General features: G+C 37.6%; 18 protein-coding genes and 1 tRNA gene. 16 read left to right on the forward strand and 3 right to left on the reverse strand.

What is annotated here, in order from left to right:
• The first annotated feature begins 126 nt into the window (after positions 1-126).
• From LPY66_RS04125 to LPY66_RS04150, 6 genes are all read left to right on the forward strand, one after another.
• Positions 127-744, forward strand: a complete 618-nt coding sequence (locus LPY66_RS04125) for a DUF47 domain-containing protein (protein WP_337986835.1) — start codon at positions 127-129, stop codon at positions 742-744.
• Positions 737-1,750, forward strand: coding sequence for an inorganic phosphate transporter (locus tag LPY66_RS04130; protein WP_337986836.1), 1,014 nt, complete (start codon positions 737-739; stop codon positions 1,748-1,750). The genes LPY66_RS04125 and LPY66_RS04130 overlap by 8 nt, the downstream gene beginning before the upstream one ends.
• A gap of 248 nt (positions 1,751-1,998) precedes the next feature.
• Positions 1,999-2,943 carry an ornithine carbamoyltransferase gene (gene argF / locus LPY66_RS04135; RefSeq protein ID WP_337986837.1) on the forward strand — a complete coding sequence of 315 codons (945 nt, stop codon included), beginning with the start codon at positions 1,999-2,001 and terminating at the stop codon, positions 2,941-2,943.
• Between the two features lie 53 nt (positions 2,944-2,996).
• Positions 2,997-4,202 carry an argininosuccinate synthase gene (locus LPY66_RS04140; protein ID WP_337986838.1) on the forward strand — a complete coding sequence of 402 codons (1,206 nt, stop codon included), beginning with the start codon at positions 2,997-2,999 and terminating at the stop codon, positions 4,200-4,202.
• Between the two features lie 26 nt (positions 4,203-4,228).
• Positions 4,229-5,611 (forward strand): argininosuccinate lyase, encoded by a 1,383-nt coding sequence (argH, locus tag LPY66_RS04145; protein WP_337986839.1) that lies wholly within the window; start codon positions 4,229-4,231, stop codon positions 5,609-5,611.
• A gap of 329 nt (positions 5,612-5,940) precedes the next feature.
• Positions 5,941-6,591 carry a 5' nucleotidase, NT5C type gene (locus tag LPY66_RS04150; protein ID WP_337986840.1) on the forward strand — a complete coding sequence of 217 codons (651 nt, stop codon included), beginning with the start codon at positions 5,941-5,943 and terminating at the stop codon, positions 6,589-6,591.
• Between the two features lie 163 nt (positions 6,592-6,754).
• Here LPY66_RS04150 and LPY66_RS04155 read toward each other — a convergent pair whose 3' ends face one another.
• Together LPY66_RS04155 and murC are read right to left on the reverse strand one after the other, a co-directional pair.
• Complete coding sequence (locus LPY66_RS04155) at positions 6,755-7,564, reverse strand: M15 family metallopeptidase (protein WP_337986841.1); 810 nt, start codon at positions 7,562-7,564, stop codon at positions 6,755-6,757.
• A 76-nt stretch (positions 7,565-7,640) separates the two neighbouring features.
• Positions 7,641-8,996, reverse strand: a complete 1,356-nt coding sequence (gene murC / locus LPY66_RS04160) for a UDP-N-acetylmuramate--L-alanine ligase (protein ID WP_337986842.1) — start codon at positions 8,994-8,996, stop codon at positions 7,641-7,643.
• A gap of 285 nt (positions 8,997-9,281) precedes the next feature.
• On the opposite strand from murC, the gene LPY66_RS04165 reads away from it, so the two are divergent.
• Together LPY66_RS04165 and LPY66_RS04170 are read left to right on the forward strand one after the other, a co-directional pair.
• Entirely contained in the window at positions 9,282-9,653 is a 372-nt protein-coding gene (locus LPY66_RS04165) for an AMP-binding enzyme (protein ID WP_337986843.1), read from the forward strand.
• A gap of 581 nt (positions 9,654-10,234) precedes the next feature.
• Positions 10,235-10,468 carry a DUF378 domain-containing protein gene (locus LPY66_RS04170; RefSeq protein WP_337986844.1) on the forward strand — a complete coding sequence of 78 codons (234 nt, stop codon included), beginning with the start codon at positions 10,235-10,237 and terminating at the stop codon, positions 10,466-10,468.
• 169 nt (positions 10,469-10,637) lie between these two features.
• Here LPY66_RS04170 and LPY66_RS04175 read toward each other — a convergent pair whose 3' ends face one another.
• Positions 10,638-11,360: a PrsW family intramembrane metalloprotease gene (locus LPY66_RS04175; RefSeq protein WP_337986845.1), complete on the reverse strand. Its 723-nt coding sequence runs from the start codon at positions 11,358-11,360 to the stop codon at positions 10,638-10,640.
• A 229-nt stretch (positions 11,361-11,589) separates the two neighbouring features.
• Between LPY66_RS04175 and LPY66_RS04180 the strand changes: the two genes are divergently transcribed.
• From LPY66_RS04180 to LPY66_RS04215, 8 genes are all read left to right on the forward strand, one after another.
• Positions 11,590-11,664: transfer RNA gene (locus LPY66_RS04180), tRNA-Thr, on the forward strand.
• Between the two features lie 142 nt (positions 11,665-11,806).
• A complete protein-coding gene (locus LPY66_RS04185; protein ID WP_337986846.1) occupies positions 11,807-12,745 on the forward strand; it encodes a tyrosine-type recombinase/integrase in 939 nt (312 codons plus the stop codon).
• 225 nt (positions 12,746-12,970) lie between these two features.
• Entirely contained in the window at positions 12,971-14,494 is a 1,524-nt protein-coding gene (locus tag LPY66_RS04190; protein ID WP_337986847.1) for an HNH endonuclease, read from the forward strand.
• 637 nt (positions 14,495-15,131) lie between these two features.
• On the forward strand, positions 15,132-15,632 hold the full coding sequence (locus LPY66_RS04195) for a hypothetical protein (RefSeq protein WP_337986848.1): 501 nt from the start codon (positions 15,132-15,134) through the stop codon (positions 15,630-15,632).
• Positions 15,613-17,037, forward strand: coding sequence for a hypothetical protein (locus tag LPY66_RS04200; protein WP_337986849.1), 1,425 nt, complete (start codon positions 15,613-15,615; stop codon positions 17,035-17,037). The genes LPY66_RS04195 and LPY66_RS04200 overlap by 20 nt, the downstream gene beginning before the upstream one ends.
• Positions 17,038-17,548: 511 nt before the next feature.
• The gene (locus LPY66_RS04205) at positions 17,549-17,923 is read left to right on the forward strand and encodes a hypothetical protein (protein WP_337986850.1); all 375 of its coding nucleotides are present in this window, start codon (positions 17,549-17,551) and stop codon (positions 17,921-17,923) included.
• 169 nt (positions 17,924-18,092) lie between these two features.
• Positions 18,093-18,899 carry a recombinase family protein gene (locus LPY66_RS04210; protein WP_337986851.1) on the forward strand — a complete coding sequence of 269 codons (807 nt, stop codon included), beginning with the start codon at positions 18,093-18,095 and terminating at the stop codon, positions 18,897-18,899.
• Positions 18,900-18,938: 39 nt separating this feature from the next.
• Positions 18,939-20,555: a hypothetical protein gene (locus LPY66_RS04215; protein WP_337986852.1), complete on the forward strand. Its 1,617-nt coding sequence runs from the start codon at positions 18,939-18,941 to the stop codon at positions 20,553-20,555.
• Positions 20,556-20,649 lie beyond the last annotated feature (94 nt).

The raw sequence follows: 20,649 nt of genomic DNA on the forward strand, positions 1-20,649 counted from the left end.
ATATTATAGTTTGGGTGTGTGCTAAGATAATGATGGATAAACAGCGAATATTAATGATATTAGTCAAGAAAAAAAGCAGTTAAACGAAGGTATAAGGCCATATGCAGGCATGGAGGAGGAATAATTGTGCCTAAAAAAGAAAATGACTTTTTTCTATTGATGAAAGATAGCGCTGAGCTGATTTGTGAAAGTTCACAGCTTTTACTGGAAGCAGTTAAAGATCCTGCTAGTTTTCCGGAAAAAATGAAAGAACTCAATGATTTGGAGCATCGTGCCGATGACATAACCCAAAAAATCATCGACAACCTGAATAAGACTCTGGTTACCCCTATGGACAGGGAAGATATCTATTCGTTAGCAACTACCATGGACGACATTATTGACTTTATTCAAGGTGCACTGGAACGGATGATCATGTATAAGGCAATACCGCCCCATTCGGGTGTTTTAGAGTTAATCCAGGTGTTGGACGAATCCAATCGTATCATTAAGACATCCATAGACAACCTTCCCAATATTCGAACGAAGTTGGATATGATTTTGGAAAACACAGTAAAAGTGAACAAGCTGGAAAGCGAAGGGGACCGCCTTTACCGCAGCGAAGTCGGCAAATTATTTGAAGAAGAAAAAAATCCGATTGAAGTCATCAAATGGAAAGAGATCCTGGAACACCTGGAAGATGCTACCGACCGGTGCGAAGATCTCGCCCTCGTGATCAAAGGGGTCGTGCTGAAATATGTCTAGTATAACGATTGCCCTTGTCCTTGTTGTCTTATTTGCTGTTGTCTTTGATTTTATTAATGGATTTCACGATACAGCTAACGCCATTGCAACGTCAGTCTCAACGAGGGCATTGTCGCCGCGGGCCGCTATTATTATGGCTGCAATACTTAATTTTGTTGGGGCGATGTACAGTACAGGGGTAGCAAAAACCATTGCCAAGGATATCATTGATATTAATAGCGCTACATCCCAGGTCATGGTAGCGGCGTTGATCAGTGCGATATTATGGAATTTGCTGACCTGGTATTTTGGAATTCCCAGCAGTTCTTCCCATGCGATTATTGGGGGGATTTTGGGTGCGGGAATTGCCAAAGGCGGTTTAGCAATTGTGCAGATTGCCGGGATAAAAAAGGTTATCATTGCTCTTTTATGTTCCCCAATTATTGGTATGGGTTTAGGATTTTTAATTATGACCATTCTGTATTACCTCTTTCGGAATAAGGCTCCGATGAAAACAAACAGTATTTTTCGACGTCTGCAGGTAGTTTCTGCCGCAGCCCTGGCCTTTAACCACGGTTCCAATGATGCTCAGAAATCCATGGGGATCATTACTCTGGCGCTTATTGCTGCCGGTGCCCAAACCACTTTGGACGTCCAGCTCTGGGTTAAAATATTATGCGGCGTAGCCATTGCAGCCGGAACAGCTGCGGGAGGCTGGCGCATCATTCATACCCTTGGTGGGAAGATCTTTAAAATTGAACCGATCAACGGATTCGCCGCTGATTTGTCTTCTTCAATCGTCATTTGGCTGGCGACAGCCTTACCGGGACTGCATCTGCCGGTGAGCACCACGCATGTCGTATCCGGTTCGATCATGGGAGTTGGCGCTGCGAAACGTATTTCCGCAGTGCGATGGGGCGTCGCTCAGCAAATGTTGACGGCGTGGGGATTAACGATACCTTCAACAGCAATTGTTGCAGCGATTGCCTATTTTATCATCTCCTTCCTGGGTAACCTTGTGATGTAACTGCTTTTACAGTAATATTCGGCATGATATAATGGATAAGAACTACATAGAATTGCGTGCTTTTCTTATAATCCTCAGAGTTAATCCTGTTTTAACTCTGAGGATAGTATCTTTTATAGACATAGTAAGCAGTTATTAATTTTTCAAAAGAATTATTGAATATTTATGCATGCATTGGTATAATAATGCAATACGTCAGTATATTAATGCATAGCGTGGTGGATTAATCTGTAAAGGAGATAGAGGCTATGATTGAGTTAAAAAAGGAACTGTTCAAAGGTAGGGATTTTATTACCTTGAACGCGTTTACTGCAGAAGAGATAGCGCATATGATTGATGTTGCGATTGCACTGAAACAGGATAGGAAAAATGGGATTCCTCATCCGGTTCTCCAAGGGAAAGTTCTGGCGATGATTTTCACGAAGTCATCAACCAGGACACGAGTTGCCTTTGAAGCAGGCATCTATCAGCTGGGTGGTTCCGGCATGTTTCTCAGCGGCAGAGATATCCAATTGGGCCGTGGGGAACCGATTGCCGATACAGCCCGTGTTCTTTCGCGGATGGTGGACGGGATCATGATTCGGACCTTCAGTCACCAGGAAGTCCTTGATCTTGCTCAATCTGCCTCTATCCCGGTCATTAATGGGTTAAGTGATTTCCTGCATCCGACCCAGATACTGGCGGATATGGTTACCATCAAGGAACATAAAGGACAAGTGGAAGGAATGAAGCTGACCTATATCGGGGACAGTAATAATGTGGCTAATTCCCTGATCCTTGGAGGAACAAAGATGGGAATGCATATTGTCATTGCATCGCCGCAAGGTTACCAACCCGTACCGGAGATCTTGGATATGGCTTGGAAGAATGCGGCTGTAAGTAAAGGATCGGTCATGGTTGTGGAGGACCCGGTGGCTGCCGCAAAAAATGCAGACGTGCTTTACACCGATGTGTGGGCAAGCATGGGTCAGGAAGAAGAGTCGGAGATCCGCAAAAATGTCTTTGCGCCATACCAAATCAATGATGAGGTTCTTCAAGCTGCGCACCCCGAAGCCATTGTGATGCACTGCTTGCCGGCTCACCGGGGGGAAGAGATTACAGATAAGGTGATTGAAGGACCCCAGTCGGTGGTTTTTGATGAAGCGGAGAATCGGCTGCATGCACATAAAGCGATCATGGCACTTGTCATGTAGTTAAATCATTAAGAAATAGTATAGAAAATTCTACTATTAAAAGGAGATTGAAGATGGCTAAAGTAGTATTGGCTTATTCCGGGGGATTGGATACCTCGATTATTATTCCCTGGCTGAAAGAAAATTACGGTTATGATGTTATTGCTATGGCGGCAGATCTTGGGCAGGGAGAAGAACTTGAACCACTCCATGAAAAAGCCCGTAAGACTGGTGCTGAAAGACTGTATATTGAAGATTTGCGCGAAGAGTTTATTACTGATTTTATATTCCCAACACTGCAGGCCGGTGCCGTATATGAAGGGAAATATCTGCTGGGTACGTCCTTTGCCCGTCCCCTTATTGCGAAGCGTTTGGTAGAAATTGCTGAAAAGGAAGGCGCGGTGGCTGTTGCGCATGGGGCGACCGGCAAAGGAAATGACCAGGTCCGTTTTGAACTCGCTGTCAAAGCGTTGAATCCCGATCTTAAAATCATTGCACCCTGGAGAATATGGGACATCAAATCCCGGGATGATGCCATTGACTATGCCAAAGAACGTGGTATTCCTGTTCCGGTAACCAAGGATCGTCCTTATAGTATGGATCGTAATCTCTGGCATTTAAGCCATGAAGGCGGCGATCTGGAAGACCCCTGGAACGAACCTAAAGAAGATCTCTACCTTTTAGGGGTTGCCCCGGAGAATGCCCCTGACAAGGCAACGTATATTCAGATCGATTTTGAAAAGGGAATTCCGATGGCCATCGATGGTGAAACGCTTTCACCCATCGCCCTCATCGAAAAACTGAATGACCTTGGCGGGAAAAATGGCATTGGCATCGTGGATATGGTCGAAAACCGACTTGTTGGCATGAAATCGCGCGGCGTCTATGAAACACCCGGGGGCACGATTCTTTATGCCGCTCATCAGGCATTGGAGCTTCTGACTCTGGATCGCCAAACCCTGCATTATAAAGAACAGATTGCGTTGAAATATGCGGAAATGGTATATGACGGCGTCTGGTATTCCCCGCTCAGAGAGGCACTGGATGCCTTTGTTAAGGTGACCCAAAAGAATGTCACCGGGACGGTCCGTATGAAGTTATACAAAGGCAACTGCGTACCGGTGGGAATCAAATCGCCTTATTCTCTGTACAATGAGGAGTTTGCGACTTTTGGTGAGGATGCTGTCTATAATCAAAAGGATGCCGAAGGCTTCATTAACCTGTTTGGGTTACCGCTCAAGGTCCGTGCCCTGATGGAAAGAAAGTCGGGACTGCGCTAAATTTTTTTCCAGAAAGGGGTTTTACCATGAAATTATGGGGCGGTCGTTTTGAAAAGGATACCGATTCTCTCGTTGAAGATTTCCATTCATCGATATCCTTTGATCAGCGTCTTTATAAGTTTGATATCCAAGGCAGTATAGCCCATGCCAGAATGCTCGGTACCATTGGCATTCTCTCATCAGAAGAAACGGAAAAGATCATACAGGGCCTTGAAGCAATACTCGCCGATATCGCCCAAGGAAAGATAGAATTTGAAATCGGAGCCGAAGATATCCATATGAATATCGAAAAGCTCCTCACGGAACGGATCGGTGACACCGGCAAAAAGCTACATACCGGCCGAAGCCGTAATGACCAGGTGGCTCTTGACTTTCGTCTTTTCTTACGAGAGGAGATCGATCATACAAAGGATCTCTTGGCAGCGCTGCTGGATACACTGCTTGAACTTAGCGACAAACACATCGAAACCTGGATGCCCGGCTATACCCATCTGCAGAAAGCACAGCCCATAACCCTCAGTCATCATCTGATGGCCTATGTCCAGATGTTCCTTCGGGATTTAGGGAGACTGGGTGATACCCGCAAACGGCTGAACCTATCCCCGTTAGGTTCCGGAGCTCTGGCAGGAACAACTTTTTCTTTGCGTCGAGACGATGTGGCAGCAGAACTTGGCTTTGACGGGGTGACCCTCAATAGTCTGGACGGGGTCAGTGACCGGGATTTCGCCTTGGAATTCTTGTCCGGCGCCGCTATCATGATGATGCATCTCAGCCGATTATGTGAGGAGTTAATCATCTGGTCCAGTGGGGAGTTTTCTTTCATCACCATCGACGACGCCTATTCCACAGGCTCGAGCATCATGCCGCAGAAGAAAAACCCGGATGTTGCCGAATTAGTCAGAGGGAAAACAGGAAGGGTCTACGGCGATTTAATCACATTGCTTACAGTGATGAAAGGCTTACCCTTGGCATATAATAAAGATATGCAAGAAGATAAAGAGTGCGTCTTCGATGCCGTGGATACCATCCAGAAATCGTTGCTCGTCATGCGACCGATGCTGGCTACGATGAAAGTTAATGCCGACGTCATGGAGAGGGAAGCAAAGAAAGGTTTCACCAACGCAACCGATCTGGCAGATTACTTGGCAAAAAAGAATGTCCCTTTCCGAGAAGCTCACGCCATTGTCGGTAAGCTCGTTTTAGCGTGTTCGCAGCGATCCTGTGCACTCGAAGATTTGACCTTGGCCGAGCTCAAAAAAGTATCCGATTGCTTTGAGGAAGATCTTTACGACGCAATTTCACTGCAGACCTGTGTCCAGAAACGCCGTGTCATCGGAGGGCCTGCCCCGGAGATGGTACGTGAATCTATCCGCTTAAGTAAATCCCAACTGCAGGAACTTGTTTGGTGAAAAGGTAAAATATAGTCGAGAAAACGAGTATATAAAATCATTGTGTAATCTTATGGATTATAATAAAACATTGTAAGAATATATTAAGAATATGTACTTATAATGTAACAATAATGTGTAAAAATCAAAAATAAATACACCCTGCGATGTTCGGCGGAAATCAAGGAGTGCTGGAAAAAAACCGTAAGCTGGTTAAGGATTTTGTGGATAAAATTGTGGATATTGTGGATTAAGTTAAAAAAATGCTTTAGAATAAATCATAAAGATTAACTATCATGTCTAAACTTAGCGTAATATTCGCAAATGATCTTTGCAAAAATACCATATTTATGCGTGTTTTTACGGTTATTGAAAAAAGCCGCTGCGGGTGGCAGCTATTTTTCGTTATATCAGAGATTAGAGGGAAGAATTGGATGAAATTACGGATTGGACTGGATATCGACGGCGTTATTGCGGACAGCTTTCCTGTCTTTACGGAAGAACTTAATCGGAAGTATGGAAAAAGTATTCCTCAAATAGACGATTACGACTTTGGAAAGGTTTATGATGTCGATTGGGAAGAGTTAAACCACTTCTTCAATCAAAATATGGAATATCTTTTTTCTACACCGGACCCGGTATGCGGCTCAGTGGAAAGTATTCTCTCATTGGTTGAAACAGGACATGAAATCGTTTATATCACAGCCAGAAAGACCGGGGCAGAAGAAGAGATCACGTTGAAATGGATGAAAGAAAAGCAGATTCCACACGCCGCCAGCGTATTCACCGGAGGGCTTAGTAAAACAATGGCGGTGAAAGAACACGGTATTGACGTATTTGTCGATGATTTTATTTCCAATTCCACAGAGATTGCTTCCCTTGGTGTTCCTGTACTATTAATGGATGCGCCCTATAACCAAGGCCATCTTCCGGATGGGGTCATCCGCTGCTATAATTGGAACGATGTTGTCATGCATATCGACAGGATCAGTAAAAATTAACCTACCAGAATAACGGGGGGGACAAAGGGAACGTTGGGAGACAAAGGGGACGTAGACCTTTGTCTCCTTTTTTAAGGGGACAAAGGTCTACGTCCCCTTTGTCCCCCGCCCTTTCGTCCCGGCTGTCTCCCGTCCCCTTTGTCCCCCCGTCCCTTTTGTCTCCCTAAATTTTGAAGAACAGATATTCTTCAAAAGTAATATTTTGTTTGTAAAGTGTCGACGCGAGTTCCACACCAACATAGCGAAGGTGCCAGGGTTCGTAGGTATATTCGGTCAGGTATTCCTTGCCTTTGGGATAGCGGATAATAAAGCCGAACCGGTGGGCGTTCGCTATCAACCAGGAAAATTCATCTGTGGCACCAAATGTTTCTTCAAGTCCAAAATTAACACTTTGGGATGTGACATCCATAGCCAGGCCGGTTTGGTGCTCGCTTTGCCCTGGTTTAGCACTGATTTGATTGGCTTTTTCCTCGCTGCCATACCGGCGGACAAAGTTGGCAAAAAGCCCTTCTTGGGTCTGATAGGAGCGATAACCGGAAACGCCGTAAAGAATAATATTTTGTTCTTTAGCAGCGCTGAATAGTTCCTCTAACTTGGTCGCAGCTTCCTGACGAAGCATTCTTTTTGGAGCTTGTTCTTTAAAAGTGAAAGGAATATTTACATTGACAAGATCTGACGGGACATAGTCGGCTGGCAGGTCATTTTGCTTATTGACAAGAACCGCTATGCTGTTCACATCGTGATAGTCGATAGTTCCTTGAGCAGCGGCACCCACCCGAAGCAGGAATGTATCCACCGGAATAGCCGACTGGGTATTTTGCGGATTGTCCTGCGCGGACGGTAAATCCGTGTTGGGATTTGTTTTTGTGTTGACATTCGTACTGGAATTGGGAGTATCCGTCGCTGTGGTTTGGTTACAGCCGCTTGTGAATAAGGTAATAATTATACCAATAAGGATAAGCGTCTTTTTCATGATGTCTCCTGGATAAAAAATTGGGTATTATGTTTGCTACACTCTTTGGCACACGTGATGCTGTAGTATATTGCGTTTAGCAAACAAGATTTTGGCCGACTTTGTAAACATCACCGGCACCCAGTGTAATCACAAGATCATTTTTCTCAAGGGTTTGATCGAGATAGGAGCTTATTTCTTCAAGGGTGGAAAAATACCGTGTAGTAATACCCGTTTCCTGCATTAATGCCGCAAGCTTAGCCGATGAGACGGAATGGGTTCCCGCTTTTTTTTCTCGCGCAGAGGAAAAAATCTCTGCGATAACGACCTCGTCCGCATCGTGAAATGCCTGAGAAAATTCATAGAGTAGTTTTTCCGTGCGGCTGAATGTATGGGGTTGAAATACGGCCCGAATCCTGCGGTTGGGATAGGATAATCTGGCGCCGTTCAAGGTGGTCTGGATCTCTGTTGGATGATGAGCATAATCGTCCACGATAACCGCGCCGTGTTTTGTCCCCAGTCGTTCAAATCTTCTTTTTGTCCCGTTGAAATTACTCAGTGCTTCCAAAATGACCGAGACAGGGATGTTTAATTTTATGGTTAAGGCGATTGCGGCTAAAGCATCGAGAATGTTGTGTTTACCTGAAACGGTCAGATGCAGATTGCCGAGTTTTTGATCTCCGAGCATGACGTCAAACGTACTGCCGGCGTCGTCAAATACAATATTTACTGCTCGAACATCGGCTTCCGGAGAAAACCCAAATGTCGTAACAGGTGCTTTTGTCTTTATTCGAGAGCGATTGAGGTCTTCATGCCATATAATGAGGTTTCCACTGGCGGGAAGTTTCCAAGCCAGTTCACTAAATGCTGAAATGACATCATCGAGATCTTTAAAATAGTCAGGATGGTCTAATTCCATATTGGTTATCACTAAATGTTCGGGAGCATAATTTAAGAAATGTCTGCGGTATTCACAGGATTCTGCCAGAAATAACTCGCCCTGACCGGCATGGGAGTTCCCCCCGATACAAGGGACGTCACTACCGACGACAATGGAAGGATCCAGCCCCGCGTCAAGAAGTATCTTACCTGCCATAGCAGTCGTCGTTGTCTTGCCATGAGTTCCGGCAACACAGACGCCTTTTTTCTTAGCCATAAGCTGTCCTAAAAACTGCGCATACGTCAGCACAGGAATTTTCAACGCGATAGCTCTGGCTATTTCAGGATGACTGTTATCATAGGCCGCCGATGTCACAACCAAGTCGGCACACGTGACATTCTCGGGATCAAAATCTAAAACTGTGATGCCGGCTTTCTCTAAAACAGCATCCGTAAAGAACCGCTGGGGTACGTCAGACCCGGTGATACAAGCATCTATGATCATAGGGGTTATTTGAGAAAGGGCACTCATTCCGGTTCCCTTAATACCTACAAAATGAATATGTAATGGCAATGGTCATCTTTCCTTCCGGTATTCTAATCCTACTACATTATACCCAAATAGTGAGCAAATGGTATCACATATAAAGTCGATTCTGAGATTTTTTAATTACACCTGGCCTATAAATTATGACCGTTTAGCGGCAGATACATACTGTTAGCCTGCTAACCCGAGTCAAAGGCCACATATTCTATTATAATACAATCAGACTTAAAATATAGTATATTTCATTGAATTCATAATTTTGTCTTTCATCATTGTACAGATCGTGTCAGAGGGGCGAATGGAGGGGTTATCATGTCCGGTTATGCGCTTTTACAAGATGTTAATATGCCATATGATAGAGAACTGGAAGGGCTCGTCGAAGAAGATAATTTTGTCAGTTATTATCAGATGGAGTCTTCCTTATATAATTACCCAAAAGTGCTAGGGGCAGGAGTCATTATCAGCCGTCAGGATGGCGAAAATCCGGTGCTTAAGGTATATCTCGCGTTAGAAGATTCATTCCTGGGCAAAGAAGATAGAGAAACGTACTGCAGTGAAGTAGAAAGCTATATCCGTAAACGGTTTTCTTTGAAGGCGCCGATCAAAGTCCATATCCATGAGAAATTGCCGATGACCAGATCCGGTAAAGTCATGCGTTCCGTCCTGCGCAATTATGAAGATTAGTATTCAATAATATAACAAAACAATTGAAATATCAAAAAATGAAAGAATCATTAAACAAAGCAAGAGACTCATCAACGGAATTTCATAAATTTACAATGAAAAAAACCTTCCTGCTGGAAGGTTTGTAAAAAAGTATAAGTGCATTAAATGAAACTAAATGAGTAAAACGAAGATAATATAATAATATATGTTTATTGCTGATTAATCAATAAAATATTCTATCCAAAATAGTATATTTAAACCAATAAATCTAAATTGTAATAATTATATACTTCTTGTGTTAATATTTTGGTTAAATATTATAATCCAGTATTTGCCGATGAAGGACAGGCATATTTTTTAGGTTGCAGGCTAAAATAATAGTGGGGAAAGGAAAAATACCGTAAGGTAGATACCTTTCTTAAAGGCTATCCGCCCTGTAGCGGAAGAAGTACCCGTCAGTTTATACTGGCGGGTACTTGCCGTCTAGCGTGATTAATAATAAAGGTATAGATAATTTTACATTCTAAGTATAAAATTGCATTTAATTTGAAAAGATATTAACAAATATATTTCAAATTCATAAGGAGGCATCTTTGTAAATGAGTACTTGGCAGAAAATCTTGCTGGCCATTGTTATCATCGGTGCAATCAACTGGGGACTTATCGGTTTCTTCCAATTTGATCTTGTTAAGGCATTACTTGGCGGGATCAGCCCTATTCCCCCGAGAATTGTTTATGCAATCGTTGGTTTAAGCGGGCTATATTGCATAACATTGCTGTTTAAACCTCGGGAGGAATTTGAAAGAGAAGGCCGGGTCCAACATAATCCCTAAGCTGAGTGGGCAAGTGCAAAAGTAGTATGAAAACAAGATACAGAATAGTATGAAAAAATGAAACAGAGGATACTGTTTGCCAGCGGTGTCCTCTGTTTCTGGTATAATACTACCACCATTCTTGAATTTTCTTTACACCTCAAAATCAGGTCTGCGTGCCACAGTTTTCTTATATTTGTTTCAACGAATGATGTCTTGACGCTTTTTCCTTGGAATCTCTGTAATAGTGATTAAGTTTTCTTAAGTTAGTGATCCACAAATAAATCACATAGGGGATAAAAGCCGTAAGCAATATCGGTATCTGAGACATCAGGATGAAATCAAAGAAACCATGCAGAACCAGCGGAACAATTAATGCTTTTCGTAGGTTTGCTTTTTCTGACTTAGAGTCTTTTGAGAATTTAGCTAAAGACAGATAGTAACCCATCGTTACCCCAAGCAGAACATGCGTTGGCACTGAAAATATTCCCCGGGAAAGACCTACATAAGGGTTTGCTGAAAAGTTGATGACGACATACATAATATTTTCCACCATCGCAAAACCAAGCGAGGCGAATACGGCATAGACAATACCATCCAGTTTTTCATCAAACGCTCGGTTACGATAGGCGGTAAGAAGTACAACTTCCCTTTTAAAGAACTCTTCTGTAAATCCTGCGACGATAAATGCGCTAAAAAAAGCTGCGGCAGCACCGGTGAATATATTGAGTGATGTAAGAAACCGTTCAATATAGACGATGGGGATCACAGCCAAAGAGCCCAAGATAAACACTTTAAAAATCAATTTGAGAGGCTCTTTATCATAACGGTCTGTAAAATAGACGGCTAGACCAAGTGCAATTACGGGTGTCAAGGCAATAACTATTAGGCGTATGTCTGTGATAACGATCATCCTCCTCCATATTTCTTTGTTTTTACTTATTATTATCGTCAGCAGAAAGTTCAATCATACAACCCGGTAAATTTGGTATCTTTGAAAGTAATTCCTATATATCATTCATTTTACCATTAATATTTGGATAAATTTTTACACAAATTTTTTGTTATTTAATAAAATTTGCCCTTAACAAAGTAAAAATCGTATGATATACTGTTTAAGCTAATGCAATCAAGTATAGCTTGCCGATGTGGCTCAGGGGTAGAGCAGCTCACTCGTAATGAGCAGGTCGTCGGTTCGATTCCGACCATCGGCTCCACAGGAGATAATTGCTGGATTTGCCAGCATTTCAGGTTAAAAGGCATACAAATAAGAGCAATTCATCTTTTAGTGAAAAATAAGGGGTGAATTGCTTTTGTTTTTCCTAAACTCTGCAATAAAAATGTAGAGGTGGATTGATTATGCGAATCTCAATGAAGAATGAAAGAAATGTGTCTTTGGAAGAGGGATTTAAAGAGGTATTGCAGTATGCCAATGTAAAAAATTTGTCAGGAGCAACAATACGAAACTATCGAATGACTTATGATTATTTTGAAAAGTATTTTGGGGCAAACAGATTATTGGCAGAAATCAATGATAAGGTAATAGCAGAATATACAATTTTTCTAAAAGCAAATTTTCATATGAATAGTATTGAGAGCATTAACACTTGCCTGAGATATTTAAGAGCAATGGTCAATTATTGGGTTGAATTAGGCTATGTCTCCAAAATAAAAATCACTCTTCTTAAAGGGAATACAAAAATAAAAGAGGCATATACGGATGATGAACTAATAATTCTTCTAAAAAAACCAGATACTAAAAAGTGTTCTTTCCCTGAATATAGAACATGGGTCATAATAAACTTTTTTGTTGGTACAGGGTGCAGGGTAAGAACTCTGGTTAATGTTAAGATTAAAGACATTGATTTAGAAAGTGCCATAATAAAATACTCGGTGACAAAGAACAGAAGACAGCAAATTATTCCAATTACAAAATCGTTAACAAGTATACTTGATGAATATCTAAAATACAGAAAAGGAGTAGAGAATGACTATGTTTTTTGTTCAGAAACAGGAACAAAGCTATTGGAAACAAGTGTTTCTCATTCGGTTTTAAAATATAATAGAAAAAGAGGTGTTCAAAAAACTTCAGTTCATTTGTTCCGACATAGTTTTGCTAAGAATTGGATTCTTGCAGGCGGTGACATATTTCGTTTGCAAAAGATTTTAGGTCATCAAAGTATCGAAATAGTCAAAGAATATGTAAATATGTTTTCGGATGATTTGAAGAGGGATTTTGATAGATATAATCCTCTTGAAAAGTTTTGTTTCGATAGAAAGACAATTAGACTAAGATAATTACAATACCCCTCAGAGCCACATAAAGCACTTCTGAGGGATTTTTTAATTAGTTGTTAGTTATAGAAAAGATGATTTTGAAGCGGAATTTAAACTATAAAGTGTTGGCTATGTGGAGTAAGGAATAGCAGAAAAAATAAATGTTTGCTTAAGAATTGCAGGAAGGGAATGGTAACTGTAGAAATAAGAGGTTAGACTTTTGGAATATATTTGGAGAAATAATTTATGATAGTAATTTATGACAATTTCAGTATTATAAAAAAACTTTCGCATTGCACCTTAATAGAATATACCACAGTATATGGAATTAAAAAGAATGCTATCATTCTTAATGATGCGAAAAGAATTATTTGCGATTTAGATAAGAACCAGAACTTTCATAATTTTTATGAGCAAATTTTAGAAGAGCAGAATAGAAGGTTTTATTCCAACAAAACATTAGGATTTACCATAAGGTTAATAGGTGACTATGAATTTAATAAAAATGAATATATTGTAAATATTCCATATAATTTAAAACTGAAATTTATATATCAAAGTTCTCGTAGTTTACATTTTATGTCTTGTACCTCTCAACTTTCTAAAAATATGAATAAGGTTATAAAACTTATTTTGAGCCAAGCTAGTAAAGAAGATATGAGGGAACTCCTCAATCACCAAATAAGTAAAATAGATAACAGTATGATTGTATTCTATGAATTTGATGAAGATAAAATAATTAGTCTCAGTAAAAAAAGAGCAAATGAGAAACGTGAATATAATAGAGAAACATATGAAATATTGATGGAAAAATATTATGAAGAAAAGGCATTAATGAACGGAAGGAATTCTAACATTGAACATAAGAAGAATGAACTACCAAAGGAAATCATTAAGGAAACAAAAAGTGAAATACAAGTAAATTCCTTATATAAAGATATCAAGCATATAGAGATAGTGCCAAAAGAGCCAAATGATCAAATAGAGAATGATTTCATATCTGCCAATGTATTGATTGTAAGTTCTGTCAAAGACGAAATGAAAAATAAAAAAATAATAACGAACATAAATATATCCGTTGAAGATAATTTATTAATTCCAACTAAGGGAAGCCTCGAACCACAAAAGAAGCTTAGAACATTTACAGCAACAAACCGAAATCTAACCATCGTAAAATATCTTAAAGCCTTATATCAAAATAAATGCCAAATCTGCGGTGAAGCAATAGAAGTATCCCCTGATAACTTTCTTAGCGAAGTTCATCATATAAGACCACTGGGGGAACATAATGGAGCTGATGTCATTGAAAATATGATTGTTCTATGCCCAAATCATCATGCAATGTTTGATAGAGGTTCAATCACCATTGATCTTTATACAAAAACGGTAATCCATTTTAATCCAAATAATCCGTTGAATAATGAGCAAATAAAATTAAAACATGATATCGACCGGAATTACATTGAATACCATAACCAATATATTTTTGTGAATACTGCAAAAAGTCAGATATCAAATTGTCAGGTAGAAGTTACTAATGATATTGAGGTTTTCCAATATCGCTCGGTTGACTATGGGGATATTGTAACTTTGCAAGATATTCAAAACGGTGAAATATTTGATGTGAAGCTAGAAGATAAATACAATAAAGTATTAATGAAGCCATTAGAAAAGAATTTGATTGGTAAATTCCTTGATGATACTATTGAACATAATGGTTTTTGCTATAAAATAATAACATTCCGGGAAGAAAATATTAGTAAAAAATGAAGCTTTCTATGTCTTTGCGGAAATTAATTGTAATATTCATTATTGCAAGAAAAATTGTTTCAACTCTTCATCAGCTTCATCAGTTTTATAAAAATAATAAAAAAATCTATTGACAGAACAATTTCGGTATTATCTACTTGTAATAGAAGCAGTGGGAGATTTATGCATATTTTTAAATTTCCTAGATTATCCAAAAAGGATAGGTGATTTTTTAGAATTCAAGAATTAATACAGCTACATAAACCAAGCCGGTAAGTGCTGTAATTATAATGAAAATGGCACTTTTTTTATTATCTTCAATATTTAGAAATTAAAATAACACAGCTTAATTTTGCTGTGCTTACTGTGTTTGCTTTGCATTGATATTGTACTTGTTTGGATTACATACCAACAGGTTAAATATACTATTAAATTAAAGGGGGTGGTCTATGCCTTTATACCAGTTCTAAGATATTAAATTAAAGGAGGTGAAATCTATAATCTTATTGTAGTTTTTAGTTAGTTCTTAAAAAGTAGCAAAAATGCATTCCCAATACACTTTTGTATTGTATGTCAGGGCGGCGTATGTTGTCAAGATAAAATTGAAATTTTAAAGCAGCAGAATTATAAAATCAATTAATGAGAAGGGGAAAAACAAATGAAAATAAAAGATAATAATAAAACAAGTAATATTCAGGTTCCTCAAAATGTTCAAGAGGGACTTCCATATTTCACTGAAATAATGGCTAATTGGGTTGCCAATCAAAGCCACTGTGATGAAAAATCACCTAGTAAAAGAAAGTCATTTATAGCAAAAAATATTAAATTCTCAGAGGAATGGACTGGCTCGGTCGGATTACTTAACTATTATTTATTTCACAATAAAAATAATTATGTGCCTGGCAAATCATTTTTAAAAAGAATAAATCCTAATTTGGGGTTTTCGCCAGAAAATTGTGTAATCGTACATAAGAACGAAGTATTCAATACTCATAAAAAGAGTAAACCAAAAAGAGAAAAGAAAGACAGTATTGTTGACAACGAAATCAAAATTGTTCCCACTAATAATTCTGAAGAGTTATTAAAAATACTTTTCGAGTTAAATTTGCAACCAACAACCATTATAATGCTTGCGAGTAATGAAGGGAGAAGAAAATAATTTGAAGACAGCTAAAATAGATAAATACACAAAAGAAATTCTTGCTGAGTTGAAAGAAACTCAGCAAACCGTAGTAATCAATCCTTCGCAGGATTTTTATATAAATAGTATGGTGTATACCTTCGTACATAATGACATCTATTATTTGGTTAATTCTGATAAAAAAATAGTTAAATATGATGATTTCGAGGATATGGGTATTAAGTTAAGAAACGGAAATATTCCTGCAATGTGTAATCTAAGAGCAGTAACGGCAGTTGATTTTATCAAAGGCATTAGAAAAGTCAGTCTATATCAATGCTTTGACAAAATAAATACACATATGAAAAAGTATATTGTCTTTGAAGACGATAGAATTTTTCCAATATTAGCTTTGTGGGTTATTGGTACATATTTTTATAAAATATTTAGATATTATCCGTATATTTGGCTAAATGCTGATAAGGGAAGTGGCAAAAGCAGAGTCATGGAAGTGATTGTACCATTAGCGTTTAATGCAGTAATGGCAGTCAATCATTCGGAGGCTTCGGTCTTTAGACTCGTTGATGTTGATGGAGCAACGTTGTTGATTGACGAATTTGAAAAGTTAAAGAAGGATAATCAACAGGGAATTATGACATTGCTAAATAGTGGATTTAATGCTGAAGCTACTGTCATAAGAAATGAAAGAAGAGGAGATTCCTTTAAACCTGTAGCCTTCTCATCGTATTCGCCAAAAATGTTTGCAGGAATTGATGATATTTCTGATGTACTAATGGACAGATGCATAAGAATAAAGATGTTTAAGAAACCGAAAGGTATTGAAGTCCAAAGATATAAGATCGACAATGAAACTGATAAGTTCCTAAAAGATTTAAGAGATGATCTATATATATGTGGCTTACAATATGCAAATCCAATTAAGGAAACTTATGATAGCAACATTATTGAATTGCCGTTTGAATTGTCAGATCGTGAAAAAGATATTTGGGAAGTCTTGTATTCTCTAGCTCAATTCATCGATAATGAGAGTAATACTAATTTAGAAGAGGAGATTAAACAGTTTTCAATAGAATCCAGCAAAGAAAGATCTAAAGCAAATATTGAAAAGAATGATTCCTATAAACTGATTAGTATACTCATTGACATTATTCCGACGTTACAACCAGTCAAAATTGATGGGAATACGATGTTTTATGATTCGGATAAAGTATTCAATAAGTTTAAGGGGACTGAAGAGTTTAGCTGGCTAAAATCAAAGAATTATCTCACGACAATGCTTAACAATAAATTTCATATTTCTTGTGAGAGGGCTACGATTAACGGTAAAAAGACCAGAATGTACTGCATTTCAAATAATCAATTAAAGGAGTTGGTGGATAGGTATAATCTGAATGAGGTTATTGATTTGGCTAATATATCATAATTGGTCTAGTGGTCTCGGTGCGGTCTCGTAAAAATGTAGTATTATCAAGGGTTTGAGGGTTGTTAGACCAATAGACCAAAGAATAATATAATAAATATAAGGGATATTTTTCAGTAAACTATTTCTTGTCATACTTTGAAAATGTGCGGTCTTGTGGTCTTGAATGCTGAAAAACGCTTGAATAGGGCGTTTTTGGAGAAGTGTTCGGACTGCAAGACCGATTTATTTGTAAAAATATCACTTCTATTAATGGATTCATGTTATCGAGTACGAACATTACAATATTTTTTAATCTTAGCCTAAGATTAAAATGCTATTTCTCTAATTTATGAAATCGGGAGCAAACTGAAGAAATACTGCGAAATAATGAGAAACCCTACCGTACGGAAAATCGTCTAATTTGAACAAATTTAGGCTTATATGGACTTTGAATATTTGTATTCTTGATGGTAATATTTACACAAATATTGTAAGTGCTTACATGATATTAAAGTGAGGAGTGATTCAACCTATGAATATCTACTATGAAGCACAAAGAGAACTAAATGGGTTTTTGTTTGAATGTCCAGATTTAAGGGCTGATTTAGTAAATTTGATAAATTATTATACAGATGAAAGGTTTCTATTATCGGGTTATACTCAAAAAATAAGTGCTTTATTTAAAACTGCAGCTAACCCACATGGTAAAAAAGTATTTATGAACGAGATACAATCCGAAATAAACAATCAAATAAATCGTCTCTATCAGAAACATGGACAATTATTTGAAACATTTGTTGATATAATAAGGAATTATGCTTGGAATGAAAAAATAAGTTATTGTGAACAAGCGAGGCTTATTATGGGTGAATCCCCAGAATCTGTATTTAAGAAAAATAATGCTTGAAATTTGAATTCTTGATAGTGGCCTATAACCCTAAACAATAATCTAAATAAATGAAATCATAGTCATATCTTAACAGTATTGACTATGATTTTTTGTTGTAGTAAAATAAAGGCATAGAACGTAATCAAAACTTATGGTCATAATGATAATCTGGAAAGAGGTAAATGTAATGAAAACTATAGGCTATGCCAGAGTTAGCACAAGACAACAAGCGAATAGCGGAAATAGTTTAGAGGAACAAGAAAAGGTTTTAAGAGAAAAAGGTTGTTCTGAAGTTTATAAAGAAAGCTATACTGGCACAAAAACGGATAGACCAGTATTTAATGAAATGCTAAGTATACTTGAGGCTGGTGATACACTCATGGTTACAAAGCTTGATAGATTTGCAAGGACGGCCACAGAAGGCGTTAATTTGATTAGAGAATTAATGGCTAAAGGTATTGGCGTTAATATATTGAATATGGGTATGGTAGAAGATTCACCGATCGGTAAAGTAACATTAACGGTGATGAGTGCATTTGCCGAATTTGAACGAGATATGATTGTGGAACGGACTCAGGCTGGTAAAGCAATTGCAAAGACAAAAGCAGGATTCAAAGAAGGTAGACCAAAGTCATTTACCGATACTCAAATAAATCACGCTTTGGATTTGCTTGAAAACTATTCATATACACAAGTGGCCGAAATGACAAAAATCAGTAAGGCTACTTTGACTAGGGAATTAAGAAAAAGGGAGGCGGAGTTAGTGTCAAATGTTGATAACCTGTATTTGATTAACAATTATTTACAGAGCAATTTGACTCGGGGAGAAAGCGTTGATGCAATTACAGCTGCCAAATGGTTAGATGAAGAAAAGCTACTTGAGGATTCTGTAAGAACACCTGGTCTTCCACTAAGAAATTTACTTAGAAGAGGTTTAATAAAAGGGGGCAGACAAGAACCCAATCATAGATGGTTTATTGATTTTGTAGAATAAGAATTGTATTTAATAATTCTATTGATAAATGGGGTATATATGAAAGATAAACATATTAAAGTATATGCAACCTATAGTCATATTTTTGGTTATAAATATGATAAAAGTGAATTAATAGAAATCATTAATGATCTACCATTAGGCACTATCTTCCCCATTATTTCACAATTGCTTTTTTCGCCCAAGTTGGCTAATAGTCAGGTAATTAAGGATAGTTTTATTAAAGATTTAGAAAATATTGATTCTGATAAACTTTTTTCCATTAGGGAAAAAATCGGTGATTCAATTATATACACGCCTCAAAGCTTACTTACAACTTGGAAATGGTTATTAGCTTATGGAAATCCAGATAATTTAGACAAAACGGTAGAACCAGTACAGGGTTTACGAAATATTTTATTCTTAAATTTGGCAATATCAGATTACTTATTTCCTGAAAACGAAACTAATGAAACAGATATTATTTATGAGTTATTGAGAAATATTTCTTTTAATTCCTACGAAGATATTGGTTCATCAATAGGAAGAGCGTATTATATTTATTGTGACATAGCTATAAAAAAGGAACTATTTATTGAGAATGAGTACATCGATTTTAATAATGATTTTATTAAGAAGAATGGTTATTCTATTGAACTACTACTTGCAATTTTATTTGGGTTATACTCATCTTTTATACAAGAATCTAGCATTACGAACAACTGGAGAAAAGATATTACAGTACTTTTTTCAAAAACATCTATTCCATCAAATATTTCTGAAATAATTAATCCATTACTATTAAACTATTCCGATGCTAATTTATGGGCTGTAAAAACAATAGAATATCCATGGAACTATCAATGTTTTAAAGATAAACCATTTTTCCAATTTGAAGACAAGACAATTATTCCGATATCTGGGAAAATGTTTACAGAACAAGTTTTTCACGAACTGTTTTACAGGGTTAGAAATTGCTATGACGAAGACGATGTTAGGTTTATTAGTTTTTTTGGTAGACCTTTTGAGATTTACATTGCAAATTTATTGGAAAATTGTGCAAAAATGTCATCACTAAAATATGAGGTAATCAAAGAATTTAGATATGGAAAAGATAATAGCAAAAAATCTCCTGATGCGTTTTTAAAGCTAGAGAAAAAACTCATCGTTATAGAAGCAAAAAGTCAAAGAATAAAAGCTGATGCTATTGAAATCAATGACAATAGCCTATTGGAAAAAGAAAAGCAGCGGTTAGTTTTGTCGCCATTAAAACAAATGTGTAATAGATTATCAGAGATTATGATCTGTGAATGTCCGATTGACCTTTCTTCGATTTCCGAAATCTATCTTATAATAATTAATGTATCTGATTTTCCAACTTTACCACCGATTGAAAAAGAATTTTCAGAACAACTAAAGGAGTATAGTAATCTTCCCATAAGAGGATTCATTCATTTAAATATTATTGAGTATGAAATATTATGTTACTTACTAAGTAGGAAAAATGGTCGACCAATAACACGAATCTTAGAAAACTATATTGATACATATGAAAAAACATCTTTTAGAAACTTTCTTAAAGATTCATCTATTCCATATAAACGCCCAGATATAATATCTCGCTATTTAGATAGAGCCTATAAAAGATTCAATGAAATTTTATTCCCGAAAAAATAATAATCAGATGTTCAAAACGAAATAGAATATCAAAGAAAAACAGGTATCACAGAAGGGTGAAAACACTTCCTGTTTTTTAATCAGAGTGGGGCGT

This window comes from Dehalobacter sp. DCM, assembly GCF_024972775.1.
In the GTDB taxonomy this organism is placed as follows: domain Bacteria; phylum Bacillota; class Desulfitobacteriia; order Desulfitobacteriales; family Syntrophobotulaceae; genus Dehalobacter.

Coding starts and splice junctions, on each gene's coding strand:
- LPY66_RS04205 (WP_337986850.1), top strand. CDS start 17,549: ATGAATATCTACTATGAAGCACAAAGAGAACTAAATGGGTTTTTGTTT.
- LPY66_RS04200 (WP_337986849.1), top strand. CDS start 15,613: ATGAAGGGAGAAGAAAATAATTTGAAGACAGCTAAAATAGATAAATAC.
- LPY66_RS04170 (WP_337986844.1), top strand. CDS start 10,235: ATGAGTACTTGGCAGAAAATCTTGCTGGCCATTGTTATCATCGGTGCA.
- LPY66_RS04215 (WP_337986852.1), top strand. CDS start 18,939: ATGAAAGATAAACATATTAAAGTATATGCAACCTATAGTCATATTTTT.
- LPY66_RS04210 (WP_337986851.1), top strand. CDS start 18,093: ATGAAAACTATAGGCTATGCCAGAGTTAGCACAAGACAACAAGCGAAT.
- LPY66_RS04155 (WP_337986841.1), bottom strand. CDS start 7,564: ATGAAAAAGACGCTTATCCTTATTGGTATAATTATTACCTTATTCACA.
- LPY66_RS04165 (WP_337986843.1), top strand. CDS start 9,282: ATGTCCGGTTATGCGCTTTTACAAGATGTTAATATGCCATATGATAGA.
- LPY66_RS04150 (WP_337986840.1), top strand. CDS start 5,941: ATGCGTGTTTTTACGGTTATTGAAAAAAGCCGCTGCGGGTGGCAGCTA.
- LPY66_RS04190 (WP_337986847.1), top strand. CDS start 12,971: ATGATAGTAATTTATGACAATTTCAGTATTATAAAAAAACTTTCGCAT.
- LPY66_RS04130 (WP_337986836.1), top strand. CDS start 737: ATGTCTAGTATAACGATTGCCCTTGTCCTTGTTGTCTTATTTGCTGTT.
- LPY66_RS04175 (WP_337986845.1), bottom strand. CDS start 11,360: ATGATCGTTATCACAGACATACGCCTAATAGTTATTGCCTTGACACCC.
- LPY66_RS04195 (WP_337986848.1), top strand. CDS start 15,132: ATGAAAATAAAAGATAATAATAAAACAAGTAATATTCAGGTTCCTCAA.
- argH (WP_337986839.1), top strand. CDS start 4,229: ATGAAATTATGGGGCGGTCGTTTTGAAAAGGATACCGATTCTCTCGTT.
- LPY66_RS04140 (WP_337986838.1), top strand. CDS start 2,997: ATGGCTAAAGTAGTATTGGCTTATTCCGGGGGATTGGATACCTCGATT.
- argF (WP_337986837.1), top strand. CDS start 1,999: ATGATTGAGTTAAAAAAGGAACTGTTCAAAGGTAGGGATTTTATTACC.
- LPY66_RS04185 (WP_337986846.1), top strand. CDS start 11,807: ATGCGAATCTCAATGAAGAATGAAAGAAATGTGTCTTTGGAAGAGGGA.